General features: G+C 67.8%; 24 protein-coding genes and 2 pseudogenes. 11 read left to right on the forward strand and 15 right to left on the reverse strand.

What is annotated here, in order from left to right; translation table 11 throughout:
- Positions 1–129: 129 nt before the first annotated feature.
- Positions 130–459 (forward strand): annotated as a pseudogene (locus tag ACS5NL_RS20610) (ATP-binding protein); the annotation flags it as partial.
- 18 nt (positions 460–477) lie between these two features.
- Here the strand turns inward: ACS5NL_RS20610 and ACS5NL_RS20615 are convergent.
- From ACS5NL_RS20615 to ACS5NL_RS20645, 7 genes are all read right to left on the reverse strand, one after another.
- Positions 478–2,793, reverse strand: a complete 2,316-nt coding sequence (locus ACS5NL_RS20615; protein WP_439355840.1) for a zeta toxin family protein — start codon at positions 2,791–2,793, stop codon at positions 478–480.
- Between the two features lie 14 nt (positions 2,794–2,807).
- Positions 2,808–3,164 carry a hypothetical protein gene (locus ACS5NL_RS20620; RefSeq protein ID WP_439355841.1) on the reverse strand — a complete coding sequence of 119 codons (357 nt, stop codon included), beginning with the start codon at positions 3,162–3,164 and terminating at the stop codon, positions 2,808–2,810.
- Positions 3,161–3,565, reverse strand: coding sequence for a hypothetical protein (locus tag ACS5NL_RS20625; protein ID WP_439355842.1), 405 nt, complete (start codon positions 3,563–3,565; stop codon positions 3,161–3,163). The genes ACS5NL_RS20620 and ACS5NL_RS20625 overlap by 4 nt, the downstream gene beginning before the upstream one ends.
- A gap of 182 nt (positions 3,566–3,747) precedes the next feature.
- Positions 3,748–4,260, reverse strand: a complete 513-nt coding sequence (locus ACS5NL_RS20630; RefSeq protein WP_439355843.1) for a hypothetical protein — start codon at positions 4,258–4,260, stop codon at positions 3,748–3,750.
- A gap of 236 nt (positions 4,261–4,496) precedes the next feature.
- A complete protein-coding gene (locus tag ACS5NL_RS20635) occupies positions 4,497–4,853 on the reverse strand; it encodes a hypothetical protein (RefSeq protein ID WP_439355844.1) in 357 nt (118 codons plus the stop codon).
- Between the two features lie 207 nt (positions 4,854–5,060).
- On the reverse strand, positions 5,061–5,402 hold the full coding sequence (locus tag ACS5NL_RS20640; RefSeq protein ID WP_439355845.1) for a hypothetical protein: 342 nt from the start codon (positions 5,400–5,402) through the stop codon (positions 5,061–5,063).
- Positions 5,403–5,461: 59 nt separating this feature from the next.
- Positions 5,462–6,547: a patatin-like phospholipase family protein gene (locus ACS5NL_RS20645; RefSeq protein ID WP_439355846.1), complete on the reverse strand. Its 1,086-nt coding sequence runs from the start codon at positions 6,545–6,547 to the stop codon at positions 5,462–5,464.
- 87 nt (positions 6,548–6,634) lie between these two features.
- On the opposite strand from ACS5NL_RS20645, the gene dinG reads away from it, so the two are divergent.
- Genes dinG through ACS5NL_RS20660 form a run of 3 tightly spaced genes read left to right on the forward strand, consistent with a single transcriptional unit; the run spans position 6,635 to position 10,086 of the window.
- The gene (dinG, locus tag ACS5NL_RS20650) at positions 6,635–8,959 is read left to right on the forward strand and encodes an ATP-dependent DNA helicase DinG (protein WP_439355847.1); all 2,325 of its coding nucleotides are present in this window, start codon (positions 6,635–6,637) and stop codon (positions 8,957–8,959) included.
- Between the two features lie 17 nt (positions 8,960–8,976).
- Complete coding sequence (locus tag ACS5NL_RS20655; protein ID WP_439355848.1) at positions 8,977–9,447, forward strand: CopD family protein; 471 nt, start codon at positions 8,977–8,979, stop codon at positions 9,445–9,447.
- Between the two features lie 24 nt (positions 9,448–9,471).
- Positions 9,472–10,086, forward strand: coding sequence for a LysE family translocator (locus tag ACS5NL_RS20660; RefSeq protein WP_439355849.1), 615 nt, complete (start codon positions 9,472–9,474; stop codon positions 10,084–10,086).
- A gap of 15 nt (positions 10,087–10,101) precedes the next feature.
- Here ACS5NL_RS20660 and ACS5NL_RS20665 read toward each other — a convergent pair whose 3' ends face one another.
- Positions 10,102–12,777 (reverse strand): bifunctional acetate--CoA ligase family protein/GNAT family N-acetyltransferase, encoded by a 2,676-nt coding sequence (locus ACS5NL_RS20665; RefSeq protein ID WP_439355850.1) that lies wholly within the window; start codon positions 12,775–12,777, stop codon positions 10,102–10,104.
- A 169-nt stretch (positions 12,778–12,946) separates the two neighbouring features.
- Between ACS5NL_RS20665 and ACS5NL_RS20670 the strand changes: the two genes are divergently transcribed.
- Positions 12,947–13,264, forward strand: coding sequence for a hypothetical protein (locus ACS5NL_RS20670; protein ID WP_439355851.1), 318 nt, complete (start codon positions 12,947–12,949; stop codon positions 13,262–13,264).
- A gap of 3 nt (positions 13,265–13,267) precedes the next feature.
- Here the strand turns inward: ACS5NL_RS20670 and rsmI are convergent, their stop codons facing one another.
- On the reverse strand, positions 13,268–14,185 hold the full coding sequence (gene rsmI / locus ACS5NL_RS20675; RefSeq protein ID WP_439355852.1) for a 16S rRNA (cytidine(1402)-2'-O)-methyltransferase: 918 nt from the start codon (positions 14,183–14,185) through the stop codon (positions 13,268–13,270).
- Between rsmI and ACS5NL_RS20680 the strand changes: the two genes are divergently transcribed.
- Genes ACS5NL_RS20680 through ACS5NL_RS20690 form a run of 3 tightly spaced genes read left to right on the forward strand, consistent with a single transcriptional unit; the run spans position 14,185 to position 15,887 of the window.
- On the forward strand, positions 14,185–14,601 hold the full coding sequence (locus ACS5NL_RS20680) for a YraN family protein (protein ID WP_439355853.1): 417 nt from the start codon (positions 14,185–14,187) through the stop codon (positions 14,599–14,601). The two genes, rsmI and ACS5NL_RS20680, sit on opposite strands and share 1 nt — an antisense overlap.
- A 27-nt stretch (positions 14,602–14,628) precedes the next feature.
- Entirely contained in the window at positions 14,629–15,249 is a 621-nt protein-coding gene (locus ACS5NL_RS20685) for an SIS domain-containing protein (RefSeq protein WP_439355854.1), read from the forward strand.
- Positions 15,246–15,887: a BON domain-containing protein gene (locus tag ACS5NL_RS20690; RefSeq protein WP_439355855.1), complete on the forward strand. Its 642-nt coding sequence runs from the start codon at positions 15,246–15,248 to the stop codon at positions 15,885–15,887. Before ACS5NL_RS20685 ends, ACS5NL_RS20690 begins: the two co-directional genes overlap by 4 nt.
- Positions 15,888–15,900: 13 nt before the next feature.
- Here the strand turns inward: ACS5NL_RS20690 and ACS5NL_RS20695 are convergent, their stop codons facing one another.
- The 4 genes from ACS5NL_RS20695 to ACS5NL_RS20710 all read right to left on the reverse strand — a co-directional run bounded on the left by ACS5NL_RS20695 (position 15,901) and on the right by ACS5NL_RS20710 (position 19,713).
- Positions 15,901–16,794: an NAD(P)-dependent oxidoreductase gene (locus ACS5NL_RS20695; RefSeq protein ID WP_439355856.1), complete on the reverse strand. Its 894-nt coding sequence runs from the start codon at positions 16,792–16,794 to the stop codon at positions 15,901–15,903.
- 8 nt (positions 16,795–16,802) lie between these two features.
- On the reverse strand, positions 16,803–17,375 hold the full coding sequence (locus ACS5NL_RS20700) for a chalcone isomerase family protein (protein ID WP_439355857.1): 573 nt from the start codon (positions 17,373–17,375) through the stop codon (positions 16,803–16,805).
- A gap of 2 nt (positions 17,376–17,377) precedes the next feature.
- Positions 17,378–18,514, reverse strand: coding sequence for a PilT/PilU family type 4a pilus ATPase (locus ACS5NL_RS20705; protein ID WP_439355858.1), 1,137 nt, complete (start codon positions 18,512–18,514; stop codon positions 17,378–17,380).
- A 155-nt stretch (positions 18,515–18,669) separates the two neighbouring features.
- Complete coding sequence (locus ACS5NL_RS20710; protein ID WP_439355859.1) at positions 18,670–19,713, reverse strand: type IV pilus twitching motility protein PilT; 1,044 nt, start codon at positions 19,711–19,713, stop codon at positions 18,670–18,672.
- 38 nt (positions 19,714–19,751) lie between these two features.
- Between ACS5NL_RS20710 and ACS5NL_RS20715 the strand changes: the two genes are divergently transcribed.
- Positions 19,752–20,468, forward strand: a complete 717-nt coding sequence (locus ACS5NL_RS20715; protein ID WP_439355860.1) for a YggS family pyridoxal phosphate-dependent enzyme — start codon at positions 19,752–19,754, stop codon at positions 20,466–20,468.
- A 13-nt stretch (positions 20,469–20,481) separates the two neighbouring features.
- Here the strand turns inward: ACS5NL_RS20715 and ACS5NL_RS20720 are convergent, their stop codons facing one another.
- Both ACS5NL_RS20720 and ACS5NL_RS20725 read right to left on the reverse strand, forming a co-directional pair.
- Positions 20,482–21,042 carry a DUF3617 domain-containing protein gene (locus tag ACS5NL_RS20720; protein ID WP_439355861.1) on the reverse strand — a complete coding sequence of 187 codons (561 nt, stop codon included), beginning with the start codon at positions 21,040–21,042 and terminating at the stop codon, positions 20,482–20,484.
- A 130-nt stretch (positions 21,043–21,172) separates the two neighbouring features.
- Positions 21,173–21,646: an Lrp/AsnC ligand binding domain-containing protein gene (locus tag ACS5NL_RS20725; protein ID WP_439355862.1), complete on the reverse strand. Its 474-nt coding sequence runs from the start codon at positions 21,644–21,646 to the stop codon at positions 21,173–21,175.
- A 106-nt stretch (positions 21,647–21,752) separates the two neighbouring features.
- Between ACS5NL_RS20725 and ACS5NL_RS20730 the strand changes: the two genes are divergently transcribed.
- Positions 21,753–24,716: an L-glutamate gamma-semialdehyde dehydrogenase gene (locus ACS5NL_RS20730; protein ID WP_439355863.1), complete on the forward strand. Its 2,964-nt coding sequence runs from the start codon at positions 21,753–21,755 to the stop codon at positions 24,714–24,716.
- Between the two features lie 51 nt (positions 24,717–24,767).
- Positions 24,768–26,606, forward strand: a pseudogene (locus tag ACS5NL_RS20735) (carboxyl transferase domain-containing protein); the annotation flags it as partial.
- Between the last annotated feature and the right edge of the window lie 16 nt (positions 26,607–26,622).

A 26,622-nucleotide genomic window follows, 5' to 3' on the forward strand; every position in this document is an offset into this window, starting at 1 on the left:
TGCGCGTGCGCCGCGTACTCAGATTCAGGCCAAGTTCTCGTTGGGTCATCACGCCATTGTTCCTGTCGTGCCTCGCTCATGCCATTCGGGCTTGACCGGGGGTTTTGAACACCATCCCTAGGCAATGCCTGGAAGTACACCGGCAACCAGGCCGAGGCGCAGATCTCGCTGACACGCACCGGAGAGGCCGACGGCCTGCTGACCTTCTGCGTGCGCGACAACGGGGCCGGTTTCGACATGAAGTATGTCGACCAGCTGTTCCATCCTTTCAAGCGCCTGCACCGGCAGGACGCGTTCGAGGGCACGGGCGTGGGGCTGGCGAGCGTGCAGCGCATCCTGCAGCGGCACGGTGGCGGCGTGCGGGGCGAGGGTGTGGTCGGTCAGGGCGCGGCGTTCCACTTCAGCCTGCCGGTCGAACCGGTGCGGCAGTTCGCGGACTCGACCCCGCCCGGGGGCTGATCCCGACGCCTTCCGGGCTCAGGCCATCGATCGCTCCGGGGCCGACTGGGTGGGCGCTGCCGGAGCTTCCGCGGTGCGGGTGGTTTCTTGCGGGGCTTGCGACCGGGTGTGCGCCGTCTGGTGGGCCTGCGCGAGATGCTGCTCGCTGGTCTGTGACTGCGCCTGGCGCACGCTGAATTCGCTCACCGGCGCGCCCTCCTGCACCATTGCCACGCGCTCACCGTCCTTGCTCAGGTGGAACGCACGCACCTCGCCACGGCGGGTGTGGGCCTGCGCGTGACTGACCGCTGCGGCGTTCACGCGGTCGACGGTCTCGGCGTCGTGGCCCCGGGCGCTCAGCGCGGGCGAGAGCTGTTCCTGCGCCAGGGCGTGGTGGCGCTGCTGTTCGGGCGTGAGCGAGACCTGGCCCGAGCGGGTGGGTGCCGCCTGCGGGTCTCTGGGCCGCAGCTCGACGGGCAGCTCGGGCGGTTGCATGCCGCGCTCCTGCATCGCATCGCGCACCGCACCGAGGTGGCCGGTGTCGCGCCAGAGCTCGTTGAGCCCTTCCTGCACGCGCCCGGCCTGGCGTTGCTGCGCCAGCGACCTGGGCCAGCCCTGGTCGAGGTTGTTCTGCGAGTCCTTGTTGGCCGCGAGGGCCTGCACCGACTGCCGGTCCTGCGCGACCTCGCCGGCAAACCGGCGGTGCTGCTCGCTCAGCTGCCGGCTGTCCATCGCACGGTAGTTCTCCAGCGGCTGGTGCGGCAGCGCACGCGGGTACTTCTCGTGCACCGCGTCGCTCCAGGCGCCACGCACGGCGTCGGCGGGCTTTTTGCCGGCGTCGATGTGCTTGTCCAGAGCGCCGTTGACCTCGTTCTTGTCGACCTTGGGAAAGCGCGCATGCATCTGCTCCCAGTTCTTGTCGATGCCGGCGCGGCCCTCGAAGTAGCGGCCATTGCGTTCGGTCTCCTTGCCGAAGGCCGTGCTGGCTTCGGCAAGGCGCCCTTGAAGCCGCGTGCGTTCGGCCGGGTCGGTGGTCTTCTGGAGTGCTTCGTTCAGTCCGTTGACCTGGCGCAGCAGGCGGCCTTCTTTGGACACGTAGTCGTAGCCGAGTTGACCGGCTTCGCGCCCCAGGTACTTGCTGAACTGCTGCAGTCGCGAGTCTTCGTAGAGCTTCTCGGCACCGTAGGCCGCCGCACCGCCGGTGATCACCCCGCCCGCGATCGGGCCGACGGGGCCGGTGACGGGGCTGGTGAGCGTGCCGGCCGCCGCGCCGGGAATGGCGCCCACGGTCGCGGCGCCGCCGGTGACGGCGGTCTTCATCGCCTGGTTGGCGCTCTCTTCACCCCCGCGCACCCACTGCTCCCGGTTGGAGCGTGCGGTGTCGATGGCGGCATCGACCTGGTGCTTGGCGTCGTAGGCGCCGTAGGCGGCACCGGCGATGCCGACGCCTTTGACGACAGACGGAGCTGCGCGCAGTCCGCCCACCTCGTTGTGCAGCCGTTGCACGCCCCGCTCGACCTGAAGGTGTTGCCGTTCGTTCAGCAGGTTGCGGGCGGTGTCAGGACTCACGCGTTCGTTGGGCACGCGTTCGGGCAGGTCGCGGTGCCACTGGCGCTGGGCGTCGGTGGACTGGTGGAGATCGTTCAGGCGCTCCGGCGTCAGGCGGGCGTTGCGTGCTGTCTCCAGTGCCTGCCCTGGGGAAGCCTTGGGAGAGGTGCGGGAATCGAAGTGCAGCTTGCCTTCGCGGTCGTAGATCTGGACCGGGACGCCGGTCTGTTTGGCGACATCGTCGAGGGCGGCGGGGAGTTTGTTGTAGACCGCTTCACGCACATCTTTGGGGACGTAGCGGCCGTGGCCTTCTTGATCCAAACCGCGACCAAATCTCTCATCCACCCCCAGTTCACTCTCCAATCGGTGAGTGGCGATGGCGCGGATTTCAACGTCGTAGCCCTTGGCTTGCAACTCCTTGATGACATCAGCCCTGGGCATGGTGGTGTCCAGGATGATGTTTTTGCGCTGTGCTATCGCAGCCTCGCGCAGCTCCCCTGCCCATTGGCTGGCATCGCCATGGGTTTCGCTGGACCAGGTGTAGGGGTGTTGCTGGCGAAGGGTGTTGGCTTGGGGATGCTGGCCCCTCAGTTCGTCAGGGTCCACGGTGACTGCATTGCCATGTAATTCGGCTTTGGCATCGCGAACCAGCCTTCCCTTGCCTGCCCCTGGCTGGCCCGCAGTGATGATCGCGCGAGGATTGTCTTGAGGTGTGGCGCTCAGAAACTCTCTTGGATCGCGCAGGATCTTTTCCTGGAGTATTCGCTGATGTTCGTCTGGATCGATCTTGGTGTAGTCGCGTGCCATGCCCTGATCTCCCGTCAGTTCAGACCTTGATCAAAAAATTTGATCAATTCATCGTAGCTGTCACGAAGTCCCCCCCCCCGGCAGCCGACCATCAGCATCTCCTTCTCCCTGGCCTTTTCGATCAGCGCGACATCGCCCGTGGCTTCGGCTTCACGAAGCTCCTGCGCTGTATTGGACAAGTAGGAGTCGAGCCTGTCTTCCAGTGATCCGATGGCCAGTTCCAGCAAGTCCGTGCGTCGGGCCTTGCTCATGCCCGGACGAACTTCAAGATCGCTGATGACCTCTTGGAGACCGTCAATCAACTCCGGATAGTCTTTCAGTGCTTCCCGCAGGACTTGGGGGAGGGGAGGGTATTGCACAGACGAGTTCATGGGTGTGTTTCCTGAACAAAGCGGTTAAAGCCAATGAGCGGTCGTGCAAACAGCCCTTCCTCGGTGTCAATAACCACATTGACGGACCACATCGGGTTTCCGCTCCAGTCCAGCAATTTGGACGCGGACAAGTGCGTCCTTGCGTTGGGAAATTCGACCAGATCCTCGTTGACGAGAAGGGCTTGAAACATCGCGTCGGTGTGTGCCTCCATGCCCTTGATCGAAAAGAAAAAGGTCACCATGCCAATCTGGTCTTGAGCCCAATACTCCGCCCGATACGGGTGTCCATCGGACAAGAACCCCTCTGCCCAGCCAATGTCCAGCACGTCGTTGTCTGCCGTTTTGACGAAGTTGGGAATCAGCTTTGAGCGATCAGGTTTTGGGTACGTTTCTGGATTCATTTGTTCTCCCTTTCAGAGCATCGTCGCAGTCGCCTCGTTCCATGAGCGAGCTCTGCAGTCTGGTCTTCGGTGATTGTGAATAGTCTGGCGAGATGTTCGCATACAGCCCATTTGGCACATATAGGTCTCAGACATCCGGTGTTCTCGATGAGCAGCAAATTGATCGGTTCGTTGGGCCTTGCTCATTCCAGGGTGGTCATGTTGGCTTCCCTGAATACGTGGTTCTGGTGACAAGGCGAGATGTTCGCACAGCCTACGACCTGGTGTTTGGAGCCGTAAGCGCCGTAGGCGGCGCACAGCACCCCGGCGGTTTTGACGGCTGGACCAACGCCATGCCTTTTGACCGGAAGGTGCAGTCTGTTGTCGACGGTCTTGACGAATTCGTGTGGTTCGTAGAGCTGGCGGTTGGGTGTCAAGTATTGGGGAGCCCCTCCAGGCTTGGTGACCTGTCCATGCAATTCGCTGGTGGGTGCGACGGTGTTGACGAAGACCTCGGTGGGAGCCTTGGGCCGGATCCTGTAGACGTCGTACTGTGGCGATTCGCTGCCCACCGGCAATGCGAAGTGTTGCGAGAGATTCTTGCCGTCTTTGATAGCTGCGTTCAGGTCACCTTCTTTTGCCCAGAAGGGCGAATGGGGAGACGGCTGACTGCCTTTCGGAACGATCTTGACCAATGGTTCGTTGATGGTCTCCATGCGCGGGAGTTCGCGGCCGGAGGTGATCTGGTCAACAGCTCGATCATTGAGCTTGTTCAGCGGTGTGCTGGGGGATGCTTCGATCAGTCGCTGCAGATACAGTTTTCCTTCTGGCGTCTCCAGTTAGTCAAGAGCGGCTTGGCGGCTGACCCCTTGAGGTTTGAAAGTCAGCGCTTCCTTGACTGTTTTTTCATCGTATTGCCGCCGGAGTTCATCAGGGGTCAAGCCTGAGTCACTCATGTTGGATTGCCTTTCAGAACGGCTGCCCGCCGTGCTTCCATGTCCGCAAGGATTCGCTGTTCTTGTTCAGACAGGCCGCCTTCCAGTTCAATCCCGAAGTCAACGTAAGCCCCCTCGACGTCTGGTTCAATGAAGTCTCGGTACAGCCCTTCGGAAGAGATAGCCCAGCGAAAGGGCAAGGCAAACCTGTCCGCGATCGGCGTCTGGATTCGGCCGGCCTTGGCATCCTCAATCCAGGAGCGCATGCCCTCCAGCAAGCTTTGCACACGGTCTTCGTTCGGATACTGCTGGCAAACCCATTCCAGATGCACAGCAGCCGCCTTCAACTTGGCGGTGTCGATTTTTCGCGTCATGTTGGCTTCCCTGAATACGTGGTTCTGGTGACAAGGCGAGATGTTCGCGCAGCAACTATTCAGCCGCTATTGGTCTGCGGCAGCGGGCAGTTTGAGCGCGTGCCGCTGTTCTTGCCATGCCGGAGTTTCCGGGGCGCTGTCTGCGATGTTCCGCTTGAATTCAGCGTTGGTTGCCGCAGTCAGATGCCTTTTCTGTCGAGCCTCGCCTCAGGCAAAGAACGCAGCCAACTCGCCGAGCGTGTCTGGAACGCTACTGCGGCAATCGAACATCAGCAGATCGTTGGCCTTGGCATCAGCCATCGCTTCCTCGTCGCCGGTGGCATTGGCACGCGTTCGTTCTTCTGCCGCTCGCATCGCGAACACGCCCAGCCGAGCCTCGAGCACGGCAATGGTCGCTTCGAGTTGATCGGTCAGTTGCGCCTTGCTCATGCCGGGTGCACGACCAACGGTCTTGAGTCCTTCCTGCAACTCCGCGATCAGTTCCGGATAGTCCTTCAGCGCTTCCTGCAGCACCTTGGGCACTGGCGGGTGTTCGGTGAATGTGGTCATGTTGGCTTCCCTGAATATGTGGTTTTGATGGCAAGGCGGAATGTTCGCACACCGCCCGTTCAGCCGGTATAGGTCTCCGGCAGCGGGCAGGTCGAGCGCTTGCCGATGTCCTTGCCATGCCGGTGCAGCCAGTCGTCGGCGGCGTGACGGCCGATCTCGTGCAGCTGCAGCAGGAAGGCGCGACCCGTCTGCAGCTTGCTCGACGCGCCGAACTGGGCGAGTTCGGCGTCGGCGTCCAGCCGGTGCAGGCGCAGGTCGTCGACGCGCTGGAACAGCGGGCGGCGGTAGGCGCTGTCGGGGCGGCCGGCGTCCTTGAGCAGTTCCTTGATCAGTGCGATGGTGCGCAGCTCCTTGAGCAGGCTGGCGTTGAAGGTGACTTCGTTGGCGCGGTCCAGGATGTCGCTGGCCTGGGTCGGCACCTCGTCGCGCCGGCGCGGGTTGATCGGCACCAGCAGCAGGTCGTCGGCGTCGGTCTCGCTGATCAGCGGCATCAGCGTCGGATTGCCGGCGTAGCCGCCGTCCCAGTAGGCCTCACCCCGGATCTCGACCGCCTGGAACAGCAGCGGCAGGCAGGCCGAGGCCAGCACCATCTCGGCCGTCAGCTCGTCCTGCCGGAACACGCGCAGCTCGCCGGTCGAGACGTGGGTGGCAGCGATGAACAGCTGGGTGCGGTGGCAGCCGCGCACGCGTTCGAAGTTGATGGTGTCGGCCAGGATCTCGCGCAGCGGGTTGAGGTTCAGCGGATTGAGCTGGTAGGGCGAAAGCTGGCTGCCCAGCGCCTTGGCGACCTGATGCCAGGGCGCGATCCAGGGCTGCAGCCAGGGGTTGTTCGGTCCGAACATGGCGCCCAGCGGACCATCGTCCAGCGCGGAAAACGGCGAGGCCTCGGAAACCCGTTCCCAGAAGCGGCGCAGCGCGGCGCGCGCTCCCGTGCGGCCGCCCTCCATCAGGCCGGCCGCCAGCGCCACGGCGTTCATCGCGCCGGCGCTGGTGCCGCTGACGCCGGCGATCTCCAGCCATTCCTCCTCCAGCAGCTGGTCCAGCACGCCCCAGGTGAAGGCGCCGTGCGAGCCGCCGCCCTGCAGCGCGAGGTCGATGCGGCGCTTGGGCGCGGGGCGCGTGCGGGTGGTCGCGGGGGTGGCCATGAATCCTCCTGAATCTGGGTGTTCGTGACCATTGTGGCTTGGCGGGGTCGGGTCCTCTGGGAGAATCGCGCTTTGCCTTTCGCGCCCATGTCCGAACCCGACGTCTCCTTCGATCCTTCCAGCCCGCCCCGCGGGCCGCTGGCGCGCGAGGCCCTGGCGCTCGGTGCCTTCGACCACGTGGTCTCGCGGCTGGACGGGTTCCGTTCCCGCGAGGGGCAGCGCGAGATGGCGGCCCACATCGCGCAGACGCTGAGCGTGGTCGACTGGCCGCCCAAGCCGGAAAAAGGCGAAGAGGCCGCCCCCACCGGGCCGCGCGCGATCGCCGTGGTGCAGGCCGGCACGGGCGTGGGCAAGTCGGCCGCTTACGCGGCCACCGTGATTCCGCTGGCGCTGGCACAGCAGAAGCGCGTGCTGATCTCGACCGCGACCGTGGCGCTGCAGGAGCAGCTGATGGCCAAGGACCTGCCCGCGCTGTCGGCGGTGCTGCCGCAGCCTTTTGCGTTCGCACTGGCCAAGGGGCGCGGGCGGTATGTGTGCCGGCTCAAGCTCGACCAGATGTCGGGCGGTGACGCCGGCAGTGCCGACCTGTTTGGCGACAGCGACAGCGACGGCGACGCCGGGCCGGCGCTCAAGGGCGATGCGCTGGAGCGGGTCTGGGCCGAACGCGGCCAGCTCTACGAGCGCTGGGGGCAGATGCTCGACGGCGGCGACTGGGACGGCGACCGCGACCGCCTGGCCGAGCCGCCCGAGGGCGATGTGTGGGGCGCGGTCGCGGCCGAGCGCCACACCTGCACCGCCCGCCACTGCCCGAGCTACAACGGCTGCAGCTATTACCGGGCGCGTGCGAAGCTGGCGCAGGCACAGGTGATCGTGGTCAACCACGACCTGCTGCTGTCCACGCTGGGCCTGCACGCGCTGCCCGATCCGTCCGACTGTTATCTGGTGTTCGACGAGGCCCACCACCTGGGCAGCGTCGCGCAGGGCCAGTTCACCGAGAGCATGGACCTGATGCGTGGCGGCTGGCTGGACAAGCTGCCGCGCGCGGTCACCGATGTGGCCGGCGCGATCGGCCATCCGCTGGGCGCCGATGTGGCGACGCTGGCACGCGAGCTCAAGGCCGCGCAGGCCGAGCTGGCGCGCCGCGCGATGGCGCGGCTGGCCGAGTCGCCCGACTGGCTGGCGATTTCCGGCAGACAGGGCGGCATGCGGCCGCGCAACGGCCGCGACGGCGGCGCCGGTTTCGAGTTCAACCTGCCGAACGCGACCGAGCGGCTGGAAGGTGGTCTGCTGCCGGCCGACTGGGCCGACACCGTGGGCCAGATCGCGCGCCACGCGGGCACCCTGCTCAAGGAGTTCGAACTGCTGGCGGCGCAGCTCAAGGTGCTGGCCCGCGACGACCCGGGCGATGCACCACGCTGCGCCCAGCTCTACAGCCGCATTGGCAGCTTCGCGCCGCGCGTGCAGCACATGGCCGCGACGGCCGAGTTGTGGCTGCAGGAGCCGCCCGCGAAAGACAGCGGCCAGGCGCCGATGGCCAAGTGGCTCGAAGCCGGCATCCAGAACGGCCTGGTCACGCTCAGCGCGCACGCCTGTCCACTCAACCCCGGCGGCCTGCTGCGCGCCCACCTCTGGAGCAAGGTGCGCGCCGCGGTCGCGACCTCGGCCTCGCTGGTGACCTGCGGCGGCTTCGACCATTTCCTGCACGAGAGCGGCCTGGCCTGGGACGACGATGTGCAGACGCGCGAGGTGCAGAGCCCGTTCGACCACGCGAACCAGGGCCGGCTGGTGGTGGTGCAGACGAAGAGCGATCCGAAAGACGTCGAGGGCTATTCGCGCGAGATGCTCGACCTGCTGATGGACGACCTGCGCGAAGTGCGGCGCGGTGCGCTGGTGCTGTTCACCTCGAAGGCGCTGATGAAGCGCGCGCAGGATTTGCTCGAACGCGGTTCGCACAGCGATCTGCGCGGCAAGGTGCTGGTGCAGGGCGAGGCCTCGCGCACGCAGCTGCTGCAGCGCCACGCCGGCCGCGTGGCCGACGGCGAAGCCTCGATCCTGTTCGGTCTGCAGTCCTTCGGCGAAGGCCTGGACCTGCCGGGCGAACTGTGCGAATGGGTGTTCATCACCAAGCTGCCGTTTGCCTCGCCCAGTGACCCGGTGGGTCAGGCGCGCGCCGACTGGCTCAAGGCGCAGGGCCGCGATCCGTTCAGCGAACTGGTGGTGCCCGCCACCGGGGCTCGGCTGCTGCAGTGGACCGGCCGCGCGCTGCGCACCGAGACCGACGAGGCGGTGGTGGTCTGCTACGACGCGCGGCTGTTGCGCCAGTCGTACGGGCGGCGCATGCTCAAGGGCTTGCCGCCGTACAAGCTGCAGCGGCGCGATGCGGGCGGTATGCTGTCCGACGTGTCTCGCTGAATCACCGGGGAAGTTCCATGCTCTACGCCGTCCTCAAACTGCTGCACGTCTTGTCCATCGTCGTCTGGGTCGGCGGCATGGTGTTCGCCGGGTTCTTTCTGCGGCCGGCCGCGATGCAGCTGCCGCCGCCGCAGCGCATCCCGCTGATGCATGGGGCCCTGCAGCGCTTTTTCTCGGCGGTGGTGGTCGCGGTGCTGGTGGTGTTCGTGACCGGCGGCTGGATGATCGGCCGCGCCGCCAAGGACAGCGTGCAGGCCGGGCTGCCGTTCAACATGCCGCTGGACTGGACCATCATGGCCGTGCTGGGCGTGCTGATGATGGCCATCTTCGGTCACATCCGCTTTGCGCTGTTCCGGCGCCTGTCCCGGGCCGTGGCCGCGCAGGACTGGCCGGCCGGCGGCGCCGCCCTGGCGTCGATCCGCACCTGGGTCAGCGTCAACCTCGTGCTCGGCCTGGTGATCATCGCGACCGTGATGCTGATGGCCTGACGCATTCACAGAAAGACCACTGCCATGTTCTCTGTCGAATTCCTCATCACCTCGCTCATCGTGGTGCTCGTGCCGGGCTCCGGCGTGATCTACACCGTCTCGACCGCGCTGCTGCAGGGCCGCCGCGCCGGTGTGCTGGCCTCGCTGGGCGGCACCATCGGCATCGTCCCGCACCTGCTGGCGACGATTTTCGGTCTGGCCGCGGTGATGCACACCAGTGCGCTGGCTTTCGAGGCCCTGCGGTATGCCGGCGTGGCTTACCTGTTCTACCTGGCCTGGGCCACCTGGCGCGACAAGGCCGCGTTCGCGGTGGACCAGGCGGCGGCGCAGCGCACGGGGCGGCAGATCGTGGCCAAGGGCATCCTGCTGAACATTCTCAATCCCAAGCTGACCATCTTCTTCCTGGCTTTCCTGCCGCAGTTTGTCGACCCGGCGGCCCGCTCGCCGCTGGCGCAGCTGGTGGCGCTGTCGGCGGTGTTCATGCTCATGACCTTTGTGGTGTTCGTGGTCTACGCCGCACTGGCGCACGCCTTCCGCCGCGCGGTCATCGAGTCGGCGACGGTGCAGGGCTGGTTGCGGCGCAGCTTCGCCGCCGCGTTCGCCGGCCTGGGCGCGCAGCTCGCCCTGCAGGACCGCTGAGCCCGCCGCCAGCGTTCAGCGCGGGGGCGCCGACAGCTCCAGGGCCACGCAGCGCAGGCCATGGTCGTCCAGGTCGCCCGCCGGGGTGGACTCCTGGAAGCCAAGGGCGCGCGCCAGCGCCAGCATGCCGGTGTTTTCGCTCAGCACGTTGCCGACCATGCGGTGGGTGCCGCGCTGGCGCAGGTGCGCCGCCATCTTCTCCATCAGCTGGCGGCCCAGACCGCCACCCTTGATGTCGCTGCGCACGATGACGCCGAACTCGGCGTCCTGGTTGTCGGGGTCGATCACCACCCGCACCGCGCCCAGCGTTTCCTCCCCGCCGCCCGCGAGCGGCCGCGTGGCCACGAAGGCCATCTCGCGTGCGTAGTCGATCTGCGTGAGCCGGGCCAGTTCGCTGTGTTCGATGTGGCGCCGGCTGTGGAACACACGCAGCCGGATGTCTTCGGGGTCGAGCTTTTCCAGGAAGGCCAGGTGCTGTGCCTCGTCCTCCGGGCGGATCGGCCGCAACGTGAGCGTCTCGCCCTTCCAGGGCCAGGTCTCGACCAGCTCGACCGGGTAGGGCTGGATCGCGAAATGCTCCGCGCCCGCGGGCCGCGCGGCGGACACCCGCACCCGCGCGTCCAGCGCGACCGCGCCTTCGTCGTTGGCCAGCAGCGGGTTGATGTCGAGTTCGGCGATCTCCGGCACGTCGGCCAGCAGCTGCGACACGCAGACCAGCACCTGCGCAACGCCGTCGACGTCGGTCGCCGGCCAGTCGCGAAAGCCCTGCATGAGTTTGTGCACGCGGGTGCGCGCGATCTGCGCCAGCGCCAGCGGCGTGTTCAGCGGCGGCAGCGCCAGCGCGCGATCGGCCAGCACCTCGACCGCCGTGCCGCCGGCGCCGAACAGGATCACCGGGCCGAACAGCCGGTCCACGCTGGCGCCCACGATCAGCTCGTGCGCGTGGCGCTTCTTGACCATCGGCTGCACGGTGAAGCCCTGCACGTCGGCGTCCGGCCGCAGCTCGCGCACGCGCGCCAGCATGCTGGCGCAGACCTGCTGCAGTTCGGCGGCCGAGCCGATGTTCAGGCGCACGCCGCCGACATCGCTCTTGTGCGAAATCGCGTGCGACAGGATCTTGACCACCACCGGGTAGCCCAGCGCGTCGGCCGCGGCCTGCGCGTCGGCCGGGTCCGGTCCGACCACGCGCGTGGGCACCACCGGCAGGCCGGCCGCCGCCAGCAGGGCCTTGGCTTCGGGCTCGGTCAGGATCTCGCGGCCGTCGGCCAGCACCGCGTCGACGATGGCGCGGATGGCGGACAGGTCGGCGGGGCGGCCCGCAGCGCGTGCGGGGGGCGTCTGCAGCAGTTCTTCCTGGTTGCGGCGGTAGGTGCGCAGCAGCGAGAAGGCGCGCACCGCGGCCTCGGGTGTCTCGAAATCGGGCACGCCGGCCGCGCGGCAGCTTTCGCGCGCCTGCTTCACGGCGGTGTCGCCCAGCCAGCAGCCCAGCACCCGGCGCGGCGCGGTGGTCAGCTGCGGCAGCACGGCCTGCGCGATCTGGGCGCTGGGCACGATCGCGGTCGGCGCGTGGATGAACAGCACGGCGCTGGCCGGATCCTGGGCCAGCGCGTCCAGCGCGGCCACGTAGCGTTCGGCCGGCGCGTCGCCGATGATGTCCACCGGATTGGCGTGCGACCAGTTGGCCGGCAGCACGGCGTCCAGCCGTGCCAGCATGGCGGGGTCCAGCGGCGCCAGCGGCACACCCAGGGCCGAGGCCTCGTCGGCGGCCATCACGCCCGCGCCGCCGCCGTTGGTCAGCACCAGCAGCTGTTCCGACGGCCCGTCGCGAAAGCGCGCCAGGGTCTCGGCCGCGAGGAACAGATCGTCCAGCGTCAGCACGCGAAGCATGCCGGCGCGGGCGATGGCGGCGTCGAACACGGCGTCCGACCCTGCGAGCGCACCGGTGTGCGACGCGGCAGCGGCCTGGCCCGCCGCCGAGCGGCCTGCCTTGACCACGATCACCGGCTTGTTGCGCGCGGCGGCGCGCGCGGCCGACATGAACTTGCGGGCCTCGTCGATGCTCTCGATGTACAGCAGGATCGCCCGCGTGTGCGGATCGCTGCCGAGGTAGTCGAGCATGTCGCCGAAATCGACGTCGGCGTGTTCGCCCAGCGAGACGAAGTGCGAGAAACCGATGTTGCGGGCGGCGGCCCAGTCGAGCATGGCGGTGACCAGCGCGCCCGACTGCGAGACGAAGGCGAGTTCGCCGGGCTGGGCGCCGATGTGCGCGAAGCTGGCGTTCAGGCCCAGGTGCGGCACCAGCATGCCGATGCAGTTGGGGCCGAGGATGCGCAGCGTGTGCGGCCGGGCCGCGTCGAGCATGGCCTGCCGGGTGGCCTTGTCCAGACCGGCGGTGACGACGACCGCGGCCCGGGTGCCTCGCTGGCCCAGCTGCGCGATCAGGCCGGGGACCGTGGCGGGCGGCGTGCAGATGACCGCCAGATCGGGCGCTTCGGGCAGTGCGGCGACGTCGCGGTAGGTCTTGCGCCCGCCGAGCGAGCTGTGTTTGGGATTGACCGGGTAGAGCGGACCCTGAAAGCCGTCCACCAGGTTGCGCCAGACGGTGGCGCCCACGCTGGCGGGGCGTTCGGAGGCGCCGAACACGGCGACGGAGGTGGGGGCGAACAGGGCGTCGAGGTGGCGGATGCTCATGGTGTCGAAGTTCCTTGGGTCACCGTTTTTCAGCATAGCAGCGGCGGCCGGCCCGGGCATGTGATCGCGGCGACAGGCGGCGCTTGATTGCGGCCACAATGCCTTCATCTGACAATTTCTTGTGTTGCCTCAAGGGAACCACCGGGCCGGACCGGACTCCCAAATCCGCATGAACCTGATTGCCGACGCCTTCTCGCGGCTTTTGCGCGCCGCCCTCAAACTCGTGCTGCTGCTGGCAGTCACTGTGTTCATCGTGAGCTTCCTGCTCGCGGCCCTGGTGGTCGTGGCCGGGGTGTCGCTCTGGTCGCTGCTGACCGGCCGCAAGCCGGCGCCGGTGGTCATGTTTTCGCGCATGCGCGAGCAGTCGCAGCGCTACACGCAGGGCGTGTGGCCGGGGCGGGTGCCCGAGGGCGAGGTGGTCGACGTCGATGCGACCGTGGTCGACGGGCAGGGCCGGGCGCAGGAGCCGCTGCAGCGCCTGCGCTGAGCCTCAGTCTTCCGGCGCTTCCTGCCGGCGCGCCAGTGCAGCCTGGTACAGCGCGTTGCGCGGCGCGCCGCTGATCTCGGCGCACAGTTTCACCGCGGTCTTGACCGGCAGCTCGGCCAGCAACAGGTCGAGCGTGCGCAGCGTGGTTGCACTGATTTCATCATCGGCGTCGGCAGCAGCCTGCGGATGCACCAGCAACACGAACTCGCCACGCGTGCGGTGCGGCCCCGCCTGCAGCCATGCGGGAAACTCGGCCGCCGCGATCTGCGCCACTTCTTCGAACTGTTTGGTCAGCTCACGCCCGACCGTCACCGGTCGCTCCCCCAGCACAGCGAGGTCGCGCGCCAGCGCCTCGATGCGGTGCGGGGCTTCCAGCAGCACACAGGCCCGCGGGTCGGCGCCGATGGCCTGCACCTCGCGCTGGCGCTCGGTTGCCTTGGGTGAGAGAAAACCGGTGAAGACGAAGCGGCCGTCGTGTCCGCCCGTGCCCGCCACGCTCAGCAGCGCGGTGATGCTGGAGGCGCCCGGCAGCGGCACGGCGCGCAATCCTGCGGCCGTCACCACGACGCACAGCCGCGCGCCCGGATCGCTCACGCCCGGCGTGCCGGCATCGCTCACGTAGGCGATGCGCTGGCCTTCGCGCAGGCGCTGCACCACCGTCTGCGCCGCCTCGGTCTCGTTGTGCTCATGCAGCGCCAGCAGCGGCTTGTGCAGGCCGTAGCTCTGCAGCAGCGCGGCGGTATGGCGGGTGTCTTCGCAGGCGATGGTGTCGACCAGCTCTAGCACGTGCAGCGCGCGCAACCCGATGTCGGCGAGGTTGCCGATCGGGGTCGCGACCATGTAGAGCGTGCCCTGCGGATAATGCTGCAGCCCCGCCAGTTCACGGGCGGCGGACAAGAGCGAAGGGGAGGGTGCGGACAATGTGGGATTCCCGGAAACAGGGGGCAGCGGTCACGACCAAGCAGCGTGGCGATGCGGCCGAGGACGCGGCGCTGGCGCATCTGCAGCGGCACGGCCTGCGGCTGGTGCAGCGCAATTTCCGCACGCCCGGCCGCGGTGGCGGCGAGGTCGACCTGATTATGCGTGAGCCCGATGGCACGCTGGTCTTCGTCGAGGTGCGCCAGCGCGCCAGCGCCAGCCGCGGCGGGGCCGGCAGCAGCATCACCGGCCTCAAGCAGCGGCGCATCGTGTTCGCCGCGCGGCACTTTCTGTTGCGGTTGGGGTCGGAACCTCCGTGTCGTTTTGATGTCGTTCTGTTGCAAGGTGCACAGGACGGCGGAGAAGGGTCACGCATCGAATGGCTGCGCGCGGCCTTTGATGCATCCGGTACGTTTTGACACCCGGCGCGCCGCTATCATCCGACCATGCTTCTGCAACGCATCCAGCAACAGTTCATCGACAGTGCCGATCTCAAGTACCAGTGCGCCCAGTCGCTGGCACCCATGGTGGAAGCCGCCACATCGGCGCTGCTGGCCTGCGTCACTGGCGGCGGCAAGGTGCTGTCCTGTGGCAACGGGGCATCGGCCGCGGCCGCGCAGCACTTCGCTGCCAGCTTCATCGGGCGCCACGAGCGTGAGCGCCCCGAACTGGCGGCGTTTTCCCTCTCGGCCGACGCGTCGGTGCTGACCGCACTGGCGACCGACTTCGATGGCCGCGCGGTGTTCGCGCGCCAGGTGCGCGCGCTCGGCCAGACCGGCGATGTGCTGCTGGTGCTGTCGACCTCCGGCAATTCGCAGAACGTGGTCGCCGCGGTCGAGGCGGCCCATGAGCGCGACATGATCGTGGTCGCCCTCACCGGCGCACGCGGAGGCCGCACGGCCCAGCTGCTGCGCGACACCGATGTCCACATCTGCGTGCCGCACGACGTGCCGGCACGGATTCTCGAAGTGCACCACCTGGTGCTGCACTGCCTTTGCGACGGCGTGGATGCCCAGCTGCTGGGCCTGCCCGAAGCCTTGTCCAATGAAACGGAGAACCCTGCATGAAATCCATTCGTTCCCATGGCCGTCTGACCCTTGCCATCCTGAGCGTGGCCACTGCGGCAGCCGTGTTGCCGGCCTGTGCGCCGCTTGCGGTGGGTGGTGCGGCGCTGACCGGTGCGATGGTGGTCGGTGACCGCCGCAGCTCGGGCACGCAGCTCGACGATCAGGGCATCGAACTGCGCGTCGCCAGCCGCCTGCGCGACCAGATGGGTTCGCGCGCGCGCATCAGCGCCACCAGCTACAACCGCCGTGTCCTGCTGACCGGTGAAGTGGCCAACGCCCGCGACAAGGAACTGGCCGAGTCGATCGTGAAGCAGGTCGACAACGTGCAGGTCGTCAACAACGAACTGGATGTGGCGAACAGCCCTTCATTCACCGAGAAGGCCGAAGACTCGCTGCTCACCGGCAAGGTCAAGGCCGGCCTGCTCGACACCAAGCAGCTCTCGTCCAATGCCTTCAAGGTCGTGACCGAGCGCGGCACCGTGTTCCTGATGGGCCGGGTGACCCAGCGCGAGGCCGACCTCGCCACCCAGGTGGCCCGCACCACCAAGGGCGCGCAGCGCGTGGTGCGTGTGCTCGAAATCATCAGCGAAGAAGAACTGCTGCGCATCGCTCCCAAGAGCGACGCACCCAAGCAGTAAGCGCGACGCGGGACTACTTCAGCCGGCGGATCAGGCTGGAGGTGTCCTGGCGGTGGCCGCCCATGGCCTGCACGTCGGCGTAGAACTGGTCGACCAGCGCGGTCACCGGCAGGCGTGCGCCGTTGCGGCGCGCCTCTTCCATCACCAGCCCCAGGTCCTTGCGCATCCAGTCGACCGCGAAACCGAAGTCGAACTGGCCGGCGACCATGGTCTTGCCGCGGTTGTCGAGCTGCCAGCTCTGGGCCGCGCCCTTGCCGATCACGTCCAGCACCTGGTTCATGTCGAGCCCGGCCTTCTGGCCGAAGGCGATGGCCTCGGCCAGGCCCTGCACCAGTCCGGCGATGCAGATCTGGTTGACCATCTTGGTCAGCTGGCCGGCGCCGCTCTCGCCCATCAGGGTGAAGGCGCGCGAGAACGCCATGGCGACCGGCTTGACGTTCTCGAACGCGACCGCGTCACCGCCGCACATGACGGTCAGCGCACCGTTCTGTGCACCGGCCTGACCGCCCGACACCGGCGCATCGACAAAGGCCAGCCCGGCCTCTTTCGCCGCCACGTACAGTTCGCGCGCCACGTCGGCCGACGCGGTGGTGTGGTCGACGAAGATGGCCCCGGCCTGCATGCCGGCGAAGGCGCCGTCGGCACCCAGCGTGACCGAGCGCAGGTCGTCGTCGTTGCCGACGCAGCAGAACACGATCTCGGCACCCGCAGCCGCCTCGCGCGGGGAGGGCCGGGCGGTGCCGCCAAACTCGGCTACCCAGGCCTGTGCTTTGGCCGGTGAGCGGTTGTAGACCGTGACCGGATGGCCGGCGCGCGCCAGATGGCCGGCCATCGGATAGCCCATCACGCCCAGACCGATGAAGGCGACGCGGCGGGAAGGGGTGGCAGAAGAATCGGAGGAACTCATGGCGGCGGTCAGTCGGTCTTGCCGAGCAGGCGGTCGCGCAGCTGGTGGTCGGCCGGCGAGGGGCCGACCCAGATGCGCAGGACCATGTTGAAGAATTCGGCGTCGCCCACCGGCGCGCCCTGCGGCTGGTCCTGGATGAAGAACTGCGTGCCCTTGCCGGGCACGAACTCCATCGCAAAGGTCTCGCCCGGCATCAGCTTGGGCTTGCCCGAGAAGATCTCGATCAGGCGGTTGGTCGAGACCACGTGCTTCTGCACCTGTTCCTTGGACGCGTTCGACGACAGTCCCTTGAGAAAGGCCAGGCCGAGGTCGGTGCCGGGCAGCTCCCGCAGCGCGACGAAAGACAGGCGCTTGGGCCCCGGCAGGGCCAGCAGCTGTTCGGCCGTGGTGACCGGTTTGCCCGTGTACAGCGCCATCTCGTAGACCTTGAACACCACGCGGTAACGCACACCCTGGCCGTTGAGCACCAGGTCGGTGTCGGCCAGGCGGGCGGTCGAGGGGAACGCGGCCCACGCCATCCAGGGCGTGACCAGAAGCACCAGCGCCAGCAGGGCGCGCCGGAAGTGGGGTTGGCGCACCATGGTCAGACGATCGTGAGGTGTTCGGTGCCGGCCGCCAGATCCTGCGTCTTGGCGCGCTGGCTGTTGAGCTTGATCTGCAGGCGCAGGTCGTTGACCGAATCCGCGTTGCGCAGGGCGTCTTCGTAGCTGATGAGGTTGGCTTCGAAGGCGTTGAACAGCGCCTGGTCGAAGGTCTGCATGCCCATGTTGGTGCTCTTCTTCATGATCTCCTTGATCTCGGAGACCTCGCCCTTGAAGATCAGGTCGGCGATCAGCGGGGAGTTCAGCATGATCTCGACAGCGGCGTGGCGCCCCTTGTTGTCCTGGCGCGGCACCAGGCGCTGGGAGATCAGCGAGCGCAGGTTCAGCGACAGGTCCATCAGCAGCTGCGGGCGCCGTTCTTCGGGGAAGAAGTTGATGATCCGGTCCAGCGCCTGGTTGGCGCTGTTGGCGTGCAGGGTGGCCAGGCAGAGGTGACCGGTTTCCGAGAACTGGATCGCGTACTCCATGGTCTCGCGGTCGCGGATCTCGCCCATCAGGATCACGTCGGGCGCCTGGCGCAGCGTGTTCTTCAGGGCGATGCCCCAGTCGTCGGTGTCCAGCCCGACTTCCCGCTGGGTGATCACGCAGTTCTTGTGCGCATGCACGAACTCGACCGGGTCTTCGATCGTGATGATGTGGCCGTGGGTGTTCTCGTTGCGCCAGTCGACCATGGCCGCCAGCGAGGTCGACTTGCCCGAGCCGGTCGCGCCAACCACGATGCACAGGCCGCGCTTGGACAGCGTGACGTCCTTGAGCACCTGCGGCAGGCCCAGCGAATCGATGGTCGGGAGCACGGCGGGAATCGTCCGCAGCACCATGCCGACCTTGCCCTGCTGGACGAAGGCGCTGACCCGGAAGCGGCCGATCGCCGGCGGCGAGATGGCGAAGTTGCACTCCTTGGTGCGTTCGAACTCGGCGGCCTGCTTGTCGTTCATGATGGCCCGCGCCAGCGCCAGGGTGTGCACACCGTTGAGTGGCTGCGGAGACACCTTGACCACCTTGCCGTCGACCTTGATCGCGGGTGGGAAGTCGGCGGTGATGAACAGGTCACTGCCGCTGCGGCTGAGCATCAGCTTGAGCAGATCGTTGATGAATTTGGATGCCTGATCGCGTTCCATGAAGTTTTACCTTTTTGTGTCTCGACGGGTCACATTGGTCACCGAAGCAAGGTGCTGGTCCAGAACGCGGCGGAACCGGCTTTGCCGGGCCGCACGCGTTGCCCCCTGGGGGGTATGCGGCTACGCGCAGCGAGCAAGCAACGGGGGGGATGCATCTACCCGGGGAAGTTTTCCGGAATCTTCGCCTTGCTGCGCGCCTCGGCGGGGCTGATCAGGTTGCGCTTGACCATCTCGGAGAGGTTCTGGTCCAGCGTCTGCATGCCGACGTTCTGGCCGGTCTGGATCGCAGAGTACATCTGCGCCACCTTGGCTTCGCGGATCAGGTTGCGGATGGCGCTGGTGCCGATCATGATTTCGTGCGCGGCCACCCGACCGCTGCCATCCTTGACCTTGCACAGGGTCTGAGAGATCACGGCCACCAGCGATTCCGACAGCATGGCACGGACCATGTCCTTCTCTTCGGCCGGGAACACGTCGATGATCCGGTCGATGGTCTTGGCGGCGCTGGAGGTGTGCAGCGTGCCAAAGACAAGGTGGCCTGTTTCCGCGGCGGTCATCGCCAGCCGGATGGTTTCCAGGTCGCGCATTTCACCCACCAGGATCGCGTCCGGGTCTTCGCGCAGCGCCGAGCGCAGGGCGTTGGAGAACGACAGGGTGTGCGGCCCGACCTCACGCTGGTTGACCAGGCACTTCTTGGACTCGTGCACGAACTCGACCGGGTCTTCAATGGTCAGGATGTGGCCGTACTCGTTTTCGTTGAGGTGGTTGACCATGCCGGCCAGCGTGGTCGACTTGCCCGAGCCGGTCGGGCCGGTGACCAGCACCAGGCCGCGTGGGCGCAATGCGAGATCCCCGAAGATCTTGGGCGCGTTGAGCTGCTCCAGGGTCAGGATCTTGCTCGGAATGGTCCGGAACACGGCGCCGGCACCGCGGTTGTGGTTGAAGGCATTGACACGGAAACGCGCCAGACCTTCGATTTCGAACGAGAAGTCGCACTCCAGGAACTCTTCGTACTGCTTGCGCTGGCTGTCGTTCATGATGTCGTACACCATGCTGTGCACCATCTTGTGGTCCAGCGGCTCGACGTTGATGCGTCGCACGTCACCGTGCACCCGTATCATGGGTGGGAGCCCGGCCGAGAGATGGAGGTCGGACGCTTTGTTCTTGACGCTGAAGGCGAGCAGTTGGGTGATATCCATCCCGGGGTCCCGTGCAGTGTTGGTGTAACGGACTGATTATGACGACGATTGCAGGCAATCTCCAAGGGGTGAGGGAGCGGCTGGACCAGGCTTGTGCAGCGGCCGGCCGCGATGTGCGGTTGGTCACTTTGCTGGCGGTGTCCAAGACATTCGGCCCCGACGACGTGGCCCAGGCGGTGGACGCCGGGCAACGGGTGTTTGGCGAAAACTACATCCAGGAAGGCGTCGAGAAGGTGCTCGCGTTGCGGCACCTGCGCCCGGACCTTCCGTTGCAGTGGCACTGCATCGGCCCGGTGCAGAGCAACAAGACCAGGCTGGTGGCCGAACACTTCGACTGGGTCCAGTCGGTCGACCGTCTCAAGATTGCACAGCGGCTGAACGACCAGCGTCCGGACGGGTTGCCGCCGCTGCAGGTGTGTCTGCAGGTCAATGTGGACGGTGGGATCAACAAGTCGGGTGTGGCGCCGGAAGAACTGTCCGCCTTGGCACAGGCGGTGGCGGCCCTGCCACGTCTGCGTCTGCGCGGGCTGATGTGCATCCCGGAGCCGGCCGAGGGCTTCGAGGCGCAACGGGACCTGTTTGCCCGCGCCAGGGCGCTGTTCGACCGGCTCAACGCACAAGGGATGGCGCTCGACACCCTGTCCATGGGCATGAGCGACGACCTGGATGCGGCCGTGGCCGCCGGCTCGACCCTGGTGCGGGTGGGCCGGGCGGTGTTCGGCTACCGCGCGCCCAAGCCCGCCGCGGCGGCCTGAGCGCGCCTCGCGCTCATTGCTTGGGTGCGGGTGGCACCTGGATCGGCTTGACCGCGCCGCAATCGGCGCCCAGCCACTTGCCCTGACCGTCCACGGTCATGCTGTGGGGCTTTCCCTCCTGCATCGACTCGATGGTCATGTGGGTCGAGTAGCCGGTGTCGCCCTGCAGGGTGTAGGTGCCCTCGCCCTTGGAGGGCGGGTTCTTGCAGGCGAAGGCCATCTTCATGGTGCTGCCGCTGCGCGAGGTGATGTTGGTGGTGCAGTCGCCCTGGGTCTGGGTCGGCAACTGCTGGCGGGCGGCCATCTCGGGCGTGATGCAGATCTTCATCGTCATGCCGCCGCCGGCGTTGACCGACATGCCCTGCTTGCCCATCATCGCTTCCATCTGCTTGCGCTGGGCGGGCGGCATCGACTCCAGCTGCTTCTGCATCTGGGCCATGGCCTTTTCCATTTCGGGGTTGCCACCCATCTTGCTCTGCACCTCCCAGAGGCCGGGCTTGACGTTCTGGGCGAATGCGGTGGCAGAGCCGAGCAGCAGGATGCTCAGCAGCAGTCGGGAGGGGCGCGCGGTCATGAATAAGCCTTTCGGGTGGTTGAAGACGGGGAGCTTTTCCAGCGATTGTGCTGCGGCCCGGTCGGGGCGGGAATAGGGCATCTGGTGGGTATGGGCGTTGCCGCAGCGGCGTTTGATGGCCGTCAAACGCTCACAGCGGCAGCCGGCTGCTGTTCTTCACTTCTTCCATCACCGCGTAGGTGCGGGTTTCGCGCACGCCGGGCAGTTGCCAGAGCACGCTGCCGGCGAAGTCGCGGTAGGCGGCCATGTCGGCCATGCGGGTCTTGAGCAGGTAATCGAAGCCGCCGGCCACCATGTGGCATTCCATGATCTCGTCGCGCACCTGCACCGCGGCCTTGAACTCGTTGAACACATTGGGGGTGGTGCGGTCCAGCAGCACCTCCACGAACACCATCATCCCGCGGCCGAGTTTGAGCGGGTTCAACCGCGCCTCGTAGCCCAGGATGTAGCCGTCACGCTGCAGGCGCTGGGTGCGCGCCAGCACGGCGGTGGGCGAGAGCGCCACGGCCTCGGCCAGCTTGAGGTTGGCGATGCGGCCGTCGGCCTGCAGGACATTCAGGATGCGCAGGTCGATGCGATCGAGTTCGTGGGTGGCTTCGCTCATGGGTAGTGAATTATCCGGTTGAAGTTGAAAAAACAGCGAAAAATTCATCGCAAGCTTCTTCAGACTCCGGACATTCACCACCTTGTCCCGTTTCAGGAGACCCGCCATGCCCCGCACCACCGACCGCCTGCCCTTTCCCTACCGGCCCGAGGCCGAGACCGTGGCCCAGCGCCTGGCCGCGCTGCAGGGTGCGATGGACTGGGCGGCGGCCGCCCACGTCGCGGCCCCCTGGGTGCGCGCGGTGCGCGAGAACCCGCCGCCCTTCTGGGCGATGGAAAGCCTGCTCAAGGAGTACCCGATCTCCAGCGCCGAGGGCCTGGCACTGATGCGGCTGGCGGAAGCCTTGCTGCGCGTGCCGGACGCCGAAACCGCCATCGCGCTGACCGCCGATCAACTGGGCCGCGCGGACTTCGACGGCGCCGCCGATTCGACGCTGGCGCGCCTGTCGTCCACCGCCATTGCGATGTCCAAGCACTTCCTGCCCGACGCGGGCCACGAGCCAGGCCTGATGGCCAAGCTGGGTGCGCGCACCGTGGTGGCCGCCACGCTGCGCGCGGTGCAGCTGCTGGGTCGCCAGTTCGTGCTCGGCCAGACGATTGGCGAGGGCATGAAGGAAGCGACGGCGGCGCGCAAGAAGCAACCCAACCTCCAGTTCAGCTACGACATGCTGGGCGAGGGCGCGCGCACCCAGGCCGACGCGCTGCGCTACCAGGCCAGTTACGAGAACGCCATCGCCGCCATCGCCCAGGGCGCGGACCCGGCGCGCCACCCGGCGAAAAACGACGGCATCTCCATCAAGCTCAGCGCCCTGCACCCGCGCTACGAAGACGCGCAGCACGAGCGCGTGATGAGCGAACTGGTGCCGCGCGTGTGGACGCTGTGCCGCGCCGCGGCGGCGGCCAACCTCAACCTGACCATCGACGCAGAAGAGGTGGACCGGCTCGAACTCTCGCTGGACGTGTTCGAGGCCCTGGCCGCGCTGGTGGCCGAACATTGCCCGCGCTGGGAAGGCCTGGGCCTGGCCATGCAGGCCTACCAGACCCGCGCGGTGGAACTCATCGGCCACATCGCGGCGCTGGCCCGGCAATACAAGATCAAATTCATGTGCCGCCTGGTCAAGGGCGCCTACTGGGACGCCGAGATCAAGCGCGCGCAGGAACAGGGCTTGGCCGCCTACCCGGTGTTCACCCACAAGCACCACACCGACGTGAGCTACCTGGCCTGCGCCAAGGCCTTGCTGGACGCACCGGATGCGATCTTTCCGCAGTTCGCCACGCACAACGCCGGCACCATCGCCGCCATCCTGCAGATGGGTTCGCGCCAGGCGGTGCCGTTTGAACTGCAGCGCCTGCACGGCATGGGCGAGGGCATCTACCGCGAGGTGCTGAAGAACCCGCTGGTGAGCTGCCGGGTCTACGCGCCGGTGGGCGCGCACCGCGACCTGCTGGCCTACCTGGTGCGCCGTCTGCTGGAGAACGGCGCCAACTCGTCCTTCGTGCACCAGCTGGCCGACGAGTCGGTGGGCATGGATCAGCTGCTGATTTCGCCGCTGCGGCTGGAGCCGATGGCTTCGCTGCCGTTGCCGATGGACCTGTACGGCGCCGCGCGCGCCAACAGCAGCGGGCGCGACCTGACGGTGATCGCCCAGCGCGACGAGCTGCTGGCGGCCCACGCGGCTTGCACCGTGCCCGTGGTGGTGGAAGCGAAGGCCGGTGACGCCACCGAGGCCGTCGCCCGCGCCGTCGGCGCCTTCGGTGCATGGAACCACACGCCGGTGGCGCAGCGCGCGGCTGTGCTGCGCTTCGCCGCCGACGCGCTCGACACGGCTCTGCCGCGCTTCTGCGCCCTGCTGGTGAAAGAGGCGCACAAGACCTGGGGCGACGCCGTGTCCGAGGTGCGCGAGGCGGTGGATTTCCTGCGCTACTACGCCAACGAAGCCGAGCGCATCCAGGCGCCGCAGACCCTGCCCGGCCCCACGGGCGAGAGCAACACCCTGCGCCTCGAAGGCCGCGGTGCCTGGGTCTGCATCAGCCCCTGGAACTTCCCGCTGGCCATCTTCATGGGCCAGGTCGCGGCCGCGCTGGCGACCGGCAACACGGTGCTGGCCAAGCCGGCCGAGCAGACGCCGGCCGTGGCGCTGGAAGCCGTGAAGCTGCTGCACACCGCCGGCATCCCGGCCGACGCGCTGCAACTGCTGCACGGCCCGGGCGAGACCTTGGGCGCGGCGCTGGTGGCGGCGCCCGGTGTGGCCGGCGTGGTGTTCACCGGCTCGACTCAGGTGGCCAAGATCATCCAGCGCGCGCTGGCGGCCAAGGACGGCCCCATCGTGCCGCTGATCGCCGAGACCGGCGGCATCAACGCCATGCTGGTCGACAGCACGGCCCTGCCCGAACAGGTGGCCGACGCGGTGGTGCAAAGCGCCTTCCGCAGCGCCGGCCAGCGCTGCTCGGCCCTGCGCCTGCTGTGCGTGCACGAGGCGATTGCCGACGGCGTGATCGAAATGATCCAGGGCGCGGCGAAGGAGCTGGTGGCGGGCGATCCGTCGCGGCTGACCACCGACCTGGGTCCGGTGATCGACGCCGAGGCCTTCGACAACATCCAGCGCCATGTTGCACGCCTGCGCGGCAGCGCCAAGGCTTTGCTGCCCGAAGCCTCCCCGGCGCAGGCCCTGCCCAACCTGGTGCCGCCGCAGATGTTCGAGGTCGGCGCCATCGCCGAGGTGACGCAGGAAATCTTCGGCCCGGTGCTGCAGGTGGTGCGCTGGGGCGGCGACCCGCTGGACGTGGTCCGCCAGATCAACGCGCTGGGTTATGGCCTGACGCTGGGCATCCAGACCCGCATCGACAGCCGCTCGCAGGCGCTGGCGATGGCGGCGCGCGTGGGCAATGTCTACGTCAACCGCAACATGATCGGCGCGGTGGTGGGCGTGCAGCCCTTCGGCGGCGAAGGTCTGAGCGGCACCGGCCCCAAGGCCGGCGGGCCCAACTACCTGCTGCGCTTCTGCGCCGAACAGACCCTGACCATCAACACCACCGCCGCGGGTGGCAACGTGGCGCTGTTCGCGGGCTGAGCGCCATGGTCTGAGCGCCATGTCGCGCGCTTGACCGGGGGCGGCAAGGCCCGGCGGAACAATGCCGCCATGAACCCCTTTTGCGCTCCGCTGCAGTCCCAGGTCGTTGAGGTGTGCGTTGCCGTGGGCGACACGGTGCGTGCGGGTGACCCGGTGGTGATCGTCGAGGCCATGAAGATGGAACACGAGCTGCGCGCCGACGCGGACGGCTGCGTGGCGGAGGTGTTGTGTGTCGCCGGGGACGTGGTGCACGAGGGTGACGCCCTGCTGGTGCTCGCGCCGGTCGCGGCAGGCACGCCAGCGGGGGAGCCGGCCCGGTCCGACGCGCCTGCCGTCAACGCCGAGCGGGCCGATCTGGCCCGGCTGCGCCAACGTGAGCGATTCCTGCACGACGCCGCGCGACCGGATGCGGTCGCCAAACGCCACGCCCTGGGCCTGCGCACCGCGCGCGAGAACATCGCCGACCTGTGCGACGAGGGTTCGTTCCTCGAATACGGCGCGCTGGCGGTGGCGGCGCAACGCAGCCGCCGCAGCGCCGAGGACCTGATCGCGAACACGCCAGCCGACGGCATGGTCACCGGCATCGGCTCGGTCAACGGGGCGGCGTTCGGCGCCGAGCGCTCGCGCGCCGTGGTCATGGCCTACGACGCCACGGTGCTGGCGGGCACGCAGGGCATGCGCAACCACGCCAAGACCGACCGGCTGCTGGGCATTGCGCTCGAACAGCGGCTGCCGGTGGTGCTGTTCGCCGAAGGCGGCGGCGGCCGGCCCGGCGACACCGACATGCCCATCGTCGCAGGGCTGTACGTCGGCACCTTCGCGGCGTTTGCGCGCCTGTCCGGCCAGGTGCCGGTGGTCGGCATCGCGGCCGGGCGCTGTTTTGCGGGCAACGCGGCCCTGCTGGGCTGCAGCGACGTGGTCATCGCCACGCGCGGCAGCCACATCGGCATGGGCGGCCCGGCGATGGTCGAGGGCGGCGGGCTCGGCGTGTTCCGGCCCGAGCAGATCGGTCCGTCGGACGTGCAGCACGCGAATGGCGTGATCGACATCCTGGTGGACGACGAGGCCGGGGCGGTCGCGGCCGCGAAGCACTATCTGTCGTTTTTCCAGGGGAGCACGACCGGCTGGACCGTCCCCGACGGCGAAGCCTTGCGCGATGTGGTCCCCGAAAACCGGGTGCGCGCCTACGACAGCCGCCCGGCGATGCTGGGCCTGGTCGACGCGGGCAGCCTGCTGCCGTTGCGCACGGGGTTCGGCGTGGGCATCCACACCGCGCTGGGCCGCATCGAAGGCCGGCCGGTGGGCCTGATGGCCAACAACCCGCTGCACCAGGGCGGCGCCATCGACGCCGACGCGGCCGACAAAGCCGCGCGTTTCATGCAGCTGTGCGACGCGCACGGGCTGCCCATCGTCAGCCTGGTCGACACGCCCGGTTTCATGGTCGGGCCGGCCACCGAGGCGACCGCCCAGGTGCGGCACGTCAGCCGGCTGTTCGTGCGCGCGGCGCACCTGCGGGTGCCGGTGTTTGCGGTGGTGCTGCGCAAGGGCTACGGGCTGGGGGCGATGGGCACGACCGCGGGTGGCTTTCACGCACCGGTGTTCACGGTCGCCTGGCCCTCGGCCGAGTTCGGCGCCATGGGGCTGGAGGGCGCGGTGCGGCTGGGTTACCGCAAGGAGCTGGAGGCGCTGCCTGATGGCCCGCAACGCGAGGCCCTGTTCCAGTCGCTGCTGGCGCAGATGGTGGCGCGCGGATCGGCCATCGAGATGGCGACCACGCTGGAAATCGACGCCGTCATCGACCCGGCACACACGCGGCGCTGGCTGGCGCAGGGCCTGGCGGGCGCGCGCGTTCGCGAGCCGCAGGCGCGGGGCGGCATCGATCCCTGGTGAGTGGAGTGCGGGCCGC

This window comes from Hydrogenophaga sedimenti (genome assembly GCF_051857515.1).
Taxonomy (GTDB): domain Bacteria; phylum Pseudomonadota; class Gammaproteobacteria; order Burkholderiales; family Burkholderiaceae_C; genus Hydrogenophaga.